The organism is Polaribacter sargassicola (assembly GCF_021991835.1).
Taxonomy (GTDB): domain Bacteria; phylum Bacteroidota; class Bacteroidia; order Flavobacteriales; family Flavobacteriaceae; genus Polaribacter; species Polaribacter sargassicola.
Window position 1 is genome coordinate 97957 of record NZ_JAHDAU010000008.1, and the last position, 12240, is coordinate 110196.

Annotated in this window: 12 protein-coding genes; 5 read left to right on the top strand and 7 right to left on the bottom strand. The window is 28.8% G+C overall.

Annotated features, from left to right (window positions below; translation table 11 throughout):
* The first annotated feature begins 167 nt into the window (after positions 1 to 167).
* Complete coding sequence (locus tag KI686_RS13105; RefSeq protein ID WP_237589778.1) at positions 168 to 1283, top strand: CNNM domain-containing protein; 1116 nt, start codon at positions 168 to 170, stop codon at positions 1281 to 1283.
* Between the two features lie 9 nt (positions 1284 to 1292).
* On the opposite strand, the gene KI686_RS13110 is transcribed toward KI686_RS13105, so the two are convergent.
* Positions 1293 to 2144, bottom strand: a complete 852-nt coding sequence (locus tag KI686_RS13110) for a CPBP family intramembrane glutamic endopeptidase (protein WP_237589779.1) — start codon at positions 2142 to 2144, stop codon at positions 1293 to 1295.
* Between the two features lie 15 nt (positions 2145 to 2159).
* Positions 2160 to 3371, bottom strand: a complete 1212-nt coding sequence (gene hflX / locus KI686_RS13115; RefSeq protein ID WP_237589780.1) for a GTPase HflX — start codon at positions 3369 to 3371, stop codon at positions 2160 to 2162.
* A 267-nt stretch (positions 3372 to 3638) separates the two neighbouring features.
* Between hflX and KI686_RS13120 the strand changes: the two genes are divergently transcribed.
* Positions 3639 to 4604, top strand: a complete 966-nt coding sequence (locus KI686_RS13120; RefSeq protein ID WP_237589781.1) for an endonuclease/exonuclease/phosphatase family protein — start codon at positions 3639 to 3641, stop codon at positions 4602 to 4604.
* Here the strand turns inward: KI686_RS13120 and KI686_RS13125 are convergent.
* Positions 4601 to 4840 (bottom strand): hypothetical protein, encoded by a 240-nt coding sequence (locus KI686_RS13125; protein WP_237589782.1) that lies wholly within the window; start codon positions 4838 to 4840, stop codon positions 4601 to 4603. The two genes, KI686_RS13120 and KI686_RS13125, sit on opposite strands and share 4 nt — an antisense overlap.
* 20 nt (positions 4841 to 4860) lie before the next feature.
* Between KI686_RS13125 and glpQ the strand changes: the two genes are divergently transcribed.
* Together glpQ and KI686_RS13135 are read left to right on the top strand one after the other, a co-directional pair.
* On the top strand, positions 4861 to 5805 hold the full coding sequence (glpQ, locus tag KI686_RS13130) for a glycerophosphodiester phosphodiesterase (protein ID WP_368735872.1): 945 nt from the start codon (positions 4861 to 4863) through the stop codon (positions 5803 to 5805).
* 51 nt (positions 5806 to 5856) lie between these two features.
* On the top strand, positions 5857 to 6390 hold the full coding sequence (locus tag KI686_RS13135; protein WP_237589784.1) for a hypothetical protein: 534 nt from the start codon (positions 5857 to 5859) through the stop codon (positions 6388 to 6390).
* On the opposite strand, the gene KI686_RS13140 is transcribed toward KI686_RS13135, so the two are convergent.
* From KI686_RS13140 to aspS, 4 genes are read right to left on the bottom strand one after another with little or no spacing between them, the layout of a single operon-like run.
* Complete coding sequence (locus tag KI686_RS13140) at positions 6387 to 7004, bottom strand: hypothetical protein (RefSeq protein ID WP_237589785.1); 618 nt, start codon at positions 7002 to 7004, stop codon at positions 6387 to 6389. The two genes, KI686_RS13135 and KI686_RS13140, sit on opposite strands and share 4 nt — an antisense overlap.
* Positions 7005 to 7023: 19 nt before the next feature.
* Positions 7024 to 8799, bottom strand: coding sequence for a chloride channel protein (locus KI686_RS13145; RefSeq protein ID WP_237589786.1), 1776 nt, complete (start codon positions 8797 to 8799; stop codon positions 7024 to 7026).
* Positions 8799 to 9512 (bottom strand): DUF6503 family protein, encoded by a 714-nt coding sequence (locus KI686_RS13150; protein ID WP_237589787.1) that lies wholly within the window; start codon positions 9510 to 9512, stop codon positions 8799 to 8801. The genes KI686_RS13145 and KI686_RS13150 overlap by 1 nt, the downstream gene beginning before the upstream one ends.
* A gap of 46 nt (positions 9513 to 9558) precedes the next feature.
* On the bottom strand, positions 9559 to 11313 hold the full coding sequence (gene aspS / locus KI686_RS13155; protein ID WP_237589835.1) for an aspartate--tRNA ligase: 1755 nt from the start codon (positions 11311 to 11313) through the stop codon (positions 9559 to 9561).
* 208 nt (positions 11314 to 11521) lie between these two features.
* Here aspS and rsmI point away from each other — a divergent pair, with 208 nt between their 5' ends.
* A complete protein-coding gene (rsmI, locus tag KI686_RS13160) occupies positions 11522 to 12199 on the top strand; it encodes a 16S rRNA (cytidine(1402)-2'-O)-methyltransferase (RefSeq protein ID WP_237589788.1) in 678 nt (225 codons plus the stop codon).
* The last annotated feature ends 41 nt before the right edge of the window (positions 12200 to 12240 follow it).

Here is a 12240-nt window from a genome sequence, read left to right on the forward strand (position 1 = left end):
AGCCAAAAGCATTTATAACCGATAAAACAACATTAAATTAACTGTAACAGTATACTAATAGTAAAATAATCAATCTTTTTTTCATATTTTTAACTATAATCTTTTTTCGTAAATATTCTAAATAAGAAACTATTTTTTAACTATTTTTGACTCTTAAGCCAACAATAATGACACTTTTAATAATTTACGCTACAATATCTATTTTCTTTTCTTTTTTATGCTCTATTTTAGAAGCTGTTTTACTTAGTATTACACCTACTTTTATCAACTTAAAAAAAAATGAGGGGCATGAATTTGCATCAACTTTAGAAACTTTAAAAAAAGATGTTGACAAACCTTTAATTGCCATTTTAACAATTAATACAATTGCACATACTGTTGGTGCAATTTTAGTTGGTGTACAAGCTAAAGTTGCCTATGCAGAAATGTATGGATCTACAACAAAGAGTGTTTTTGGAATAGAAATGACCGAAGATGTAATGGTAGGTATTGTATCTACAATTATGACTATTTTAATCTTAGTTGCTTCAGAAATTATCCCTAAAACTATTGGCGCAACCTACTGGAAACAACTAGCAAACTTTACTTCTAAAGCTTTAAATATTATGATTTTCCCTTTAAAATACACTGGTATTTTATGGATTTTACAGTTAACAACAAAGTTAATTGGCGGTAAAGGACACGGAAGCATTTTAAGTAGAGAAAGTTTTTTAGTGATGACAGAAATGGCCGAGAAAGATGGTGTTTTTCAAAAAAATGAAGGTAAAGTTATTAGAAACCTTTTAGGTTTTAAAGAAATAAAAGTTAGTGATGTAATGACACCTAGATCTGTTTTAGAAATTGCTGATGAAAGTTTAACTATTCAAGAATTTTACAATCTGCATAAAGATTTACGCTTTTCTAGAATTCCTGTTTTTGCAAAAAATCCTGATGAAATAACAGGTTATTTCTTAAAAGACCACTTACTAGACGCCATGATTAAAGGTAATACAGATGTTTCTTTAGCTTCTATAAAAAGAAATATTATTGTTACAGAAAGAGACTTGTCTATTGCTAATTTATTTGACCAATTAATTAAAGAGAAAGAACAAATTGCTTTAGTGGTTGATGAATATGGTTCTGTTAGCGGTTTAGTTTCTCAAGAAGATGTAATAGAAACTTTACTTGGTTTAGAAATTATGGACGAAAGTGATTCTGTTGCAGATTTACAAGATCATGCTAAAAAATCATGGAAAAACAGAGTTAAAAAAATGGGACTTACAGGCGATAAAAAAGAAGAGTAACCTTCTTTTTTATTCATTTATAACTTTTTTTCGATTGAAATGAAACCAAATAACAGTTATGGTAATAACTTGTGCTATAATTGCTAAATAAGAACCTTCAAAACCAAAAGCTCCTCCGTTTAATAAATTAGGTTGGTTTGTCACTTCAAACACAATTAAAGAATAGTTTTCATGCCCGCTTACATTAAATCCAAAAAGAGCCTGAAAAAGATTCCAACTTAAGTGTAATGCTATCGAAAACCATAAATTTTTTGTATAAATGTATGGCAAACCTAAAAGAATTCCTGCTAAAAATAAATTAAACAAGGCAAACAAATCAACATGATCATTAAAACCATGTATCAAAGAAAATAATATTGAAGAAACAATAAGAGCTACGTATTTATTAAAAGAAAATAGTAAATTTTTTAGAATATATCCTCTTAAAATAACCTCTTCTCCAACTGCAACAACTATAAAAATTAAAACTAGAATTATTAATTCTGTTAGATTAAAATTTGTTTTTAGAAAAGTAATCTCTTTAAGACCAATTAAAGTTACGTAACCTAAAGACATTATAATTAAACCAATTACAATACCTATAACAAATTCTTTAAGTCTATTTTTTGTTTGAAAGCCTAACTTTACAAAAGGTTCTTTATCTACAAATTTCATAAAAACCCAAAGAGCAAAAAAAGTACCTACTAATCCAGAAAAGTTAATTATTAAATCTTCTAACGATGATCTTTTCTCTAAACTCGTAAAATCTACGCCAAGAAAAAATCCGCCAATAAGTTGAAAAATTCCTGTAATAAAAAAAATAGGAATAAAAAGTAAGAAAACTCTTAACCAACCTCTATATTTAAATTCCTGATTTTCCAATTTTATATAAACTAATTACTCTTCTTCTTTGTATTCGTAGTATAAAAAGTCATTATAAGGAAAACGCTGAATGTGAATTTTCTTTACTTCTTCATATACTTTTTCTTTAAAGTCTTCTAGATTTTCTTTGTTTAGTGCAGAAATAAAGATAGATTCTACTTCTTTATCATTCATCCAAGTTTTTTTCCAATCTTGTAAAGTATAATGTTCTTTCCCTTTTTCTGTAACAAGATCATCTTCATCTATAACTTCATGTTCATAGGCATCAATCTTATTAAAAACCATCAACACAGGTTTGTCTGCACATTTTATATCATCTAAAATTGTATTTACAGAAGCAATATGATCTTCAAAGTTAGGGTGAGAAATATCTACAACGTGTAATAATAAATCTGCTTCGCGAACCTCATCTAAGGTAGATTTAAAAGATTCTACTAATTGTGTTGGTAATTTTCTAATAAAACCAACCGTATCTGTCATTAAAAAAGGAATATTTTTAATAACCACTTTACGTACTGTAGTATCTAAAGTTGCAAATAGTTTGTTTTCTGCAAAAACATCACTTTTACTAATTACATTCATTAAAGTAGATTTACCAACGTTTGTGTAACCAACCAAAGCAACTCTTACCATTTTACCACGGTTTTTACGTTGCACAGCCATTTGTTTATCAATCGTTAATAATCGTTTTTTTAATACGGCAATTTTATCACGAATTATACGTCTATCTGTTTCTATTTCTGTTTCTCCAGGACCACGCATACCAATACCCCCTTTTTGTTTATCAAGGTGTGTCCAAAGTCTTGTTAAACGAGGTAATAAATATTCGCTTTGTGCTAATTCTACTTGTGTTTTTGCAGAACTTGTTTGTGCTCTTTGTGCAAAAATATCTAAGATAAGATTGGTTCTGTCTAAAATTTTACAATCTAAAATCTTTTCTATATTTCGTAATTGCGCGGGTGATAACTCATCATCAAAAATAGCGGTTCCAATATGGTTAGATTCTATAAACGCTTTTACTTCATCTAATTTTCCTGTTCCTAAAAAAGTTTTAGGATTGGGTCTTTCCATTTTTTGGACAAAACGTTTTACGGTAACTCCACCAGCTGTTGAAGTTAAAAACTCTAATTCATCTAAATATTCTTCAGATTTAGTTTCATCTTGCTGTTGTGTAATAATACCTATTAAAACAGCTTTTTCTGATATGGCTTCTTTTTGATCTATCATAGATTACAAAAGTACAAACAAATCTTGTGTTATAAACAGAAAAAACCTCAATAGAAATTGAGGTTTTTTTTATTAATTCAAATTCAAATTCAACAAATTTTCTTCTTATAACAAAGGTTTTTATATTTATATTCTATTTCTTTCTTTAACTGCCGCTAAATTAATATTACAAAAACCAATTGTTTACACCTTAATGTTAACAAATCATATATTTTAAGTTATCTGTTTAAAAACTATATTTTATTACATTTACCAATAAATTTTACAATGATTTCTTTAGAAAATGATAAAAATATTTTTACTGTCGCTTTTTACAATGTAGAAAATCTTTTTGATACAATTGATAATCCTAACACTTATGATGATGATTATACTTCTGACGGAAAACTAAAATGGAACAAAAAACGTTACAACAATAAAATAAAAAAACTAAGTTCTGTTATCTCTCAAATAGGCAACAAAAAATCTAATTACGCCCCAGCAATTGTAGGTTTAGTAGAAGTAGAAAATGAAAAAGTTGTTGCAGATATTGCTAATTCTACTTACTTAAAAAAACACGATTACAAATATGTACATTATAACTCTCCTGATGAAAGAGGTATTGATGTGGCTCTTTTGTATAATAAACAATTATTCGAGTTAATAGACTCAGAACATTTTCCGTTATACTTAGAGGATGAAAATGGAGAACAAGATTACACTAGAGATATTTTGGTTGTTTCTGGTTACTTAAAAGGAGAAATGGTACATATTTTAGTTAACCATTGGCCTTCTAGAAGAGAAGGTATAGAGGAATCTGAACTAAAAAGAATTGCTGCTGCACAATTAGCAAGAACAATTATTAACGGAATACAAGCTAAAAATTATGATGCTAAAATTATAATTATGGGTGATTTTAATGATGACCCAAACAGTAAAAGCATTAAAGAATATCTAGTAAAAGAAGATTTTTACAACCCGATGGAAAAAATCTTAAATAGAGACAATAAAGGTTCTTTAACCTATGATGGAAAATGGAATTTATTTGATCAGATTATATTTTCTAAAAACTTTTTAGAAAAAGAAAAAGGCAAACTATATTTTACAAGTGCCGAAATTTTTAATAAAGATTGGCTAAAAATATTTAAAGGAAAATTAAAAGGAAGTCCGTTTAGAACTTATATTGGTCCTTGGTATCAAGGTGGGTTTTCTGATCATTTTCCTGTGTATGCTTTTTTAAAAAAAGAAGATTAATCTTTTCCCATATTTTTAAATGCATTTTTTAGTTTTTCATCATTTAAAATATATTTCTTGTATTTACCATCTCTGTATCTGTAATAAATAAAGAAAGGCATAAATAAAAATGAAAAATAAAACACACCTAACCCCATTACAATTTGTGCTTTTTGGTGTTCTGTATTTACCAAGTACATTCCTATTGCCATCCAAATTAAAAAGATAACAAACATTATTTTTAACGCTATTTTCATACTACAAAATTACAAAAGTTATATCTTTAATATATAATTTAAAACAAATGAAATCAAAAATAGTTATTGCACACAGAGGCGCTTCTGGTTATTTACCAGAACATACTATAGAAGCAAAAGCAATGGCTTATGCCATGAATCCAGATTTTATTGAGCAAGATTTGGCACTAAGTAAAGACAATGTACCTATTGTTATACATGATATTTATTTGGATGATGTAACCGATGTTGCTACAAAATTTGCTGATAGAAAAAGAGAAGACAATCGGTTTTATGTAATCGATTTTACATTTAAAGAATTAAAAACATTACAAGTTACAGAGCGTTTTAATCCTAAAACAGGTAAGCAAGTTTACAAAAATCGTTTTCCTATCTGGAAAGGAAATTTTAAACTACATTCTTTACAAGAAGAAATAGATTTGATACAAGGTTTAAACGCATCAACAGGAAAAAATATTGGAATTTATCCTGAAATTAAAGAGCCAGAATTTCATAAAAAAGAAGGAAAAGATTTAACCAAAGTAGTTTTAAAAATTCTTGCCGATTTTGGTTACAAAACAAAAAAAGACAATTGTATTTTACAATGTTTTGATGCCAAAGAGTTAGAAAAAATAAGAAAAGAACTAAAGTCCGATTTATTTTTAGTTCAGTTAATCGAATTTCCTGAAGAAGTAAAAAAATTACCACATTTTGCAACTTATGCAAATGGAGTTGGGCCTTGGTATAAACAGATTTTATCTAAAAAAAATGGTAATAATTGGCAGCTTACATCATTAGTTACAAACGCTCATAAATTGGGTTTAAAAGTACATCCATATACATTTAGGGCAGACAGTTTAGATGAGTTTTCTAGCTTTGAAGAAATGATGCAAACACTTTTTATTGATGCAAATATTGATGGAGCTTTTACAGATTTTCCGGATAAAGTTGTATCGTTTTTAAAAGAAAAAAAAAGACATAAATAAGTTGATTTTCTATTTAGTTACAGTATTTTTATTTTTACAAACAACTATTTTATGAGTACAAAATTATTTACAATAAAACACTTTAATAACAGTTTAGATGTTTTTGATTTAGAAAACAAAATTTATAGTTCTAAATGGTTTATGGACTTTGGTAAAATGGGTGCTGAAGTTTTTAATGCCGATGAAGAAAAGATTTATTTTATTACAAAGAAGTTTAAATTTTGGAAATGGAAAATGGTTTTTACCATTAAAGACACCAAAGGTAATTTAACCGAATTTACATCTCAAAACAATAAAAAAACAATTTATTCTATTGATGTAAATGAGATAACTTACGAGTTAAAAATTCATCATAAGAAGAAAAAATCTATTTTTAAAAACAGACATAAAATAGCCGAATTTGATGAATCTTTTATTTTTAAAGACCCTAATGAACCTGTAAAAGTGCAACTTTTAGATAAAAAAGATTTAGAAATTTGTTTCCTATTGTTTTCATGTTTAAAAATAGGAGATACAGAACTAAATGGAAAATCTATTTTAGCAAGTCAAAAACAACTAGAACCTAACGAAGACCCTTGGAGTTAAACACTTTGTTCTCCCATTAACTGTGGTAAAAATTGAATAAAAACTAAAAGTAACACAACTAAAAAAGAAATTAATAAAGGTTTTGTAATTCCTTTTTTGGTGTATCTAATGTTTTTTCCTAAATTTTTATTCCAGAAATATTCAATTAAAACAAGAGATCCAAGAACATTAAAAGCTAAACTTAAAAACATCATTGTAGGAAAAGCACTTAACACCAAATAAGTTATTATTGTATATAAAATTACAAATAGTAAAACTTGATTTCTTGCTTTCTGCTTCTTTTGTGCTTTTAGATTAGACATTAAAAGAATGGCTCCAAAAAATGGACTAAAAAAAATTGTAAAACCTTGTATTGCAGATTTAGAATACAATAAAGGCTGCTCAAATTCTTCAAAACTAGGTTCTTTATTTATTTTAATTTCTACTTTTTCTTCTACTATATTAGAAACTCCTTCTATTACAATTTCATCTTTTTGCAACAAACCTCTATCTTCTAATAACCAAACTACAGCTTGTAAAGCTTCATTTGTATACTTATCTTTTTGTTGAATAATTTCTTCTAACTCTTTGTTAGATTTTTTACTCATATTATTGGTAAAGCTATTCGTTCTCATTTTTAATACTTCTAAGTAATTAGGCAGTTACCTCAATTAATTTATTTCTGTAAGCTGTTAATAATTTAGATTTAGAAATAAATCCTAAATAAACACCATCATTAACTACAGGTAAATTCCAAGCACCACTTTCTTTAAATTTCTGCATAACAACTTCCATAGAATCATCATGAAAAATAATTGCTGGAGCTCCTTTCATAAAGTCTGATACATAGGTTTCTTTATACTGACTTTGATCAAACATAATCGGTCTAATATCATCTAATAAAATAATTCCTAAAAATTGTTGCTTACTATCTAAAACGGGAAATATATTTCTTTTAGATTTAGCAACCGATTTTTTTAACATTTCACCTAAAGTCATTTTTGGTGTAATGGTTTTAAAATTAGTTTCTATCAAACTATCAATCCTCATTAACATCAATACATTTTTATCTTTATTATGCGTAATCAATTGTCCTTTTTTAGCCAACTCTATTGTATAAATAGAATTAGAAACAAAGTATTTTGTAAACGCATAAGAGATTGCAGAAACTAGCATTAAAGGTACAAACAACTCATATCCACCGGTTATTTCTGCAATTAAGAAAATTGCTGTTAATGGCGCATGTAATACACCTGCCATTAAACCTGTCATACCAATTAATGTAAAATTAGATTCTGACACGCTAAACCCTAAATGATTAATAACTTTTGCAATGGCATTACCCAGAGCACTACCCATAAATATTGTAGGTATAAAAATACCTCCTACTCCACCTGCAGCAAAAGTAGTTGTCATAGCAATTGCCTTAAATATTGCAATTAATATTAACATTACAACAACAACGTATACATTTTCTAAATCTAAATTATAAGGTATGTCTTTTAAAGCTGCTGCCGTATTCCCTTTTAATAAATTATTTATTAATCCGTAACCCTCACCATATAATGGCGGAATTAAATATAACATAATGCCTATAGCACCTCCACCAATTAACAGTCTTTTAAAAGGACTATCAAATTTTTCAAAAAAGTTAATAATCTTAAAGTACATTTTAGAGAAATAAACAGAAGCATTACCAGTTACAAATGCTAAAAAAATATAAAAAGGAATATCGTTTATCTCAAAAACATCAACTAATTTAAATCTAAATAAAACATCTGTACCTACTAAAAAATAAGATGAAATAACCGCAGAAACCGACGCTAATAACAAAGGTACCAAAGAAACAAAAGCCATATCTAAACTAAATATTTCTACAGCAAAAATAATAGCTGCAATTGGTGCCTGAAACATAGAAGACATTGCACCAGCTGTTGCACAACCTATTAACAACATTCTTGTTTTAGAATTCATATGAAAAAACCTAGCAACATTAGATCCTAAAGCTGCTCCCGTACTTACAGCTGGGCCTTGTAATCCGGCAGAACCTCCAAAACCTACAGTTATTGGTGCGGTAATTAAAGATGCAAAAATTTTATACCTTTTTATAATTCCGTTTCTTCTAGAAATAGCATGTAATGTAGTAGAAATACCATGCCCAATATTTCTTTTAATAACAAACTTTTTAATTAAAAACACTATAAACAATCCAATAATTGGAAAGACAAAATAAAGTGTATAATGATAATCTTTTATAAGATTACCTTGCAATAAACCTTCTATAAAAAAGGTTAAATCTTTTAAAATAAAAGTACCCAAACCAGCCAAAAAGCCAACTAAAATACTAAGAACATAAACAAACTGACGTTCAGAAATATATTTATATCTCCAAATTAGAATTTTTTTATATAATTTATTACTTTTTGGCATTATTCTTTAGCAATACTTTTTAAAATATCGGTACCTAAATAACCATCATTTTTATTGTAATACCAAGCTCTATTTTTTGGCATTTTAATATCATTGATAGTTTCTAAACCAGAAAGTAAAATATACTCTCCGCTGTCTTTTGCTTCTTTAAAAAACTGATACACTTCCATAGCATACGTTTCTGGATTAAAATAAAAATACCAAGTATCTTTACCAACTTCTTTGTTATAAGTAGCTTTTAAAACCAAGTAGTCTTTTCCTTTGAAATTCTTTTTTTCTACTTTTTGATGAATTATAGTTCCTTCATCTTTTAATTTCATTGGCAAACCATACAAATAAGTATAATAATTTTTATACAAACTAGCTCGCTCTTCTGTTAAACCGTATTTTTTCTTTGTTGTTTCAGATGGATTTTTATCGTCATTAAAAGAAATTGTTATTACTTCTTTATCAAGAATATATTCTGTTGTAATTGTATCTCTTTTTGCAGTAACAGAAAAATATTCTTTAGGTAAATCAATAGTAATTTTACTTTCTCTAGGAGCACCTTTAGGAGTTTCCATAATTACAAAAAGGTCTCCTTTAAAAGTAGCCCAATTGTTATTTGGATCGTGAAAATTGATTGATTTTGCTAACAATTCATCTCCTGTAAGTTCTTGAGAAAATGAAATGAATGCCGTAAAAAGTAATAAAAGTGTCGTAATTTTTTTCATACTCTAAATTTAATAAAAAATCCCGCTTCTGCGGGATTTAAAATCTTTATGATTGAATATCAAGTTTTAAACTTAATTCTTTTAATTGTTCATCATCAACAAATGCAGGTGCATCAATCATAACATCTCGTCCAGAATTGTTTTTTGGAAAAGCAATAAAATCTCTAATTGTTTCTTGTCCGCCTAAAATAGCAACCAATCTGTCCAATCCAAAAGCCAATCCACCGTGAGGTGGCGCACCGTATTCAAAAGCATCCATTAAGAAACCAAATTGTGCTTTTGCTTCTTCTTCAGAAAAACCTAAATGCTTTAACATGGTAGCTTGTATTTGTTTATCGTGAATTCTAATAGAACCTCCACCAATTTCGTTTCCGTTTAAAACTAAATCGTACGCATTTGCTTTTACTTCTCCTGGTTTAGAATCTAACAACTCTAACTGACCTGGTTTTGGTGATGTAAAAGGGTGGTGCATTGCGTGGTAATGCCCTGTTTCTTCATCTAACTCTAATAAAGGGAAATCTATTACCCAAAGTGGTGCAAATACTTTAGGATCTCTTAAGCCTAAACGTTCTGCTAATTCCATACGTAAAGCTGACATTTGTGTTCTTACTTTATTAGTATCACCAGATAAAACACAAATTAAATCGCCAGGTTTTGCACCTGTAACTTCTGCCCATTTTGCTAAATCTTCTTGATCGTAAAATTTATCTACAGAAGATTTAAATGTTCCATCTTCGTTAACACGAGCATAAATCATACCTAAAGCACCAACTTGCGGACGCTTTACCCACTTAATAATATTGTCTATTTCTTTTCTTGTGTATGCGTTTCCGCCAGGAACCGCAATACCAATTACTAATTCTGCTGAGTTAAAAACACCAAAATCTTTATGTTGTGTAACTTCGTTTAACTCGCCAAACTCCATTCCAAAACGGATGTCTGGTTTGTCATTTCCATATAAACGCATAGCATCATCAAACAACATTCTTGGAAATTTATCAACCTCTACACCATTTACTTCTTTTAGTAAATGACGTGTTAATCCTTCAAAAATATTTAAAATATCTTCTTGCTCTACAAACGCCATTTCACAGTCTATTTGTGTAAATTCTGGCTGTCTGTCTGCACGTAAATCTTCGTCTCTAAAACATTTTACAATCTGAAAATATTTATCCATTCCACCAACCATTAATAGTTGTTTAAATGTTTGTGGAGATTGAGGCAATGCGTAAAACTGACCTTCGTTCATACGAGAAGGAACTACAAAATCTCTTGCACCTTCTGGTGTAGATTTAATTAAATATGGAGTTTCTACTTCTATAAATTCTTGATCAGACAAGTATTTACGAACCTCCATTGCTACTTTATGACGGAAAATTAAACTGTCTTTTACAGGATTTCTACGGATATCTAGATATCTATATTTCATTCTAATATCTTCACCACCATCCGTTTTATCTTCAATAGTAAAAGGAGGTAATTTTGCAGCGTTTAAAATTTCTAATTTAGAAACCAAAACCTCAACTTCTCCGGTAGAGATGTTTGTGTTTTTAGATTCTCGCTCAATTACAGTACCAGTTACTTGTATTACAAACTCTCTACCAAGAGATTTTGCTTTGTCCATCATTTCTTTAGGTGTACGTTCTTCATCAAAAATTAACTGTGTAATTCCGTATCTATCACGTAAATCTACCCAAACCATAAATCCTTTATCACGGCTTTTTTGTACCCAACCAGCTAAGGTTACTTCTGTATTTATGTGTGATGCTCTTAACTCACCACAAGAATGACTTCTATACATTTCTTTTGAAAATTTAAGCTGCAAAATTAAACATTTTCTATTTAATATGCGTTTTTTGGGCATTCATTTCTTATCAGAAATACCCCGCTTTTCGCACTCGCTTTTTTTATTCTGAAAAAGAATAAAAAAGAGCTCAAACAAATGCTACAATCGGTAATGCAAAATCCGTCTTATTCTTTGTAAATTTGCAGCATAAGCATTTTTTTACATGAGCAAATTATATTTAGTGCCTACACCTATTGGTAATTTAGAAGATATTACTTTTAGAGCAATTCGTATTTTAAAAGAAGTAGATTTTATTTTAGCAGAAGACACTCGTACAAGTGGTAAACTTTTAAAACATTTTGAAATTGCTACACAAATGCACAGCCATCATATGCATAATGAGCATAAATCTGTAAAAGGTGTTGTACAAAGAATACAAAACGGAGAAACCTGCGCATTAATTTCTGATGCTGGAACACCAGCAATTTCTGACCCTGGTTTTTTACTAACCAGAGCTTGTGTAGAAAATAATGTTGAGGTTGAGTGTTTGCCTGGCGCAACGGCTTTTGTACCTGCTTTGGTAAACTCTGGCTTGCCAAACGACAAATTTGTTTTTGAAGGTTTTTTACCTGTTAAAAAAGGAAGACAGACACGTTTATTACTTTTAGCCGAAGAAAAAAGAACCATGATTTTTTATGAATCTCCTCATAAATTAATAAAAACATTGGGGCATTTTGTAGAATATTTTGGAGGAGACAGAAAAGTTTCGGTTTCTAGAGAATTGACAAAAATGTTTGAAGAAACTAAAAGAGGAACCGCAACAGAAGTATTAGAGTATTATACTGCAAAACCTCCAAAAGGTGAAATTGTGGTAATTGTTGAGGGAAAATCTTCTAAATAAATTGATAGACAAATTCCCAACAAATAGCATTTTTATTTATT

What these genes read in the sequence shown, in the direction of transcription:
- KI686_RS13105 (WP_237589778.1), top strand. Translation starts at nt 168, where the DNA reads ATGACACTTTTAATAATTTACGCTACAATATCTATTTTCTTTTCTTTT.
- hflX (WP_237589780.1), bottom strand. Translation starts at nt 3,371, where the DNA reads ATGATAGATCAAAAAGAAGCCATATCAGAAAAAGCTGTTTTAATAGGT.
- KI686_RS13120 (WP_237589781.1), top strand. Translation starts at nt 3,639, where the DNA reads ATGATTTCTTTAGAAAATGATAAAAATATTTTTACTGTCGCTTTTTAC.
- KI686_RS13125 (WP_237589782.1), bottom strand. Translation starts at nt 4,840, where the DNA reads ATGAAAATAGCGTTAAAAATAATGTTTGTTATCTTTTTAATTTGGATG.
- KI686_RS13135 (WP_237589784.1), top strand. Translation starts at nt 5,857, where the DNA reads ATGAGTACAAAATTATTTACAATAAAACACTTTAATAACAGTTTAGAT.
- KI686_RS13140 (WP_237589785.1), bottom strand. Translation starts at nt 7,004, where the DNA reads ATGAGAACGAATAGCTTTACCAATAATATGAGTAAAAAATCTAACAAA.
- KI686_RS13145 (WP_237589786.1), bottom strand. Translation starts at nt 8,799, where the DNA reads ATGCCAAAAAGTAATAAATTATATAAAAAAATTCTAATTTGGAGATAT.
- KI686_RS13150 (WP_237589787.1), bottom strand. Translation starts at nt 9,512, where the DNA reads ATGAAAAAAATTACGACACTTTTATTACTTTTTACGGCATTCATTTCA.
- aspS (WP_237589835.1), bottom strand. Translation starts at nt 11,313, where the DNA reads ATGTATAGAAGTCATTCTTGTGGTGAGTTAAGAGCATCACACATAAAT.
- rsmI (WP_237589788.1), top strand. Translation starts at nt 11,522, where the DNA reads ATGAGCAAATTATATTTAGTGCCTACACCTATTGGTAATTTAGAAGAT.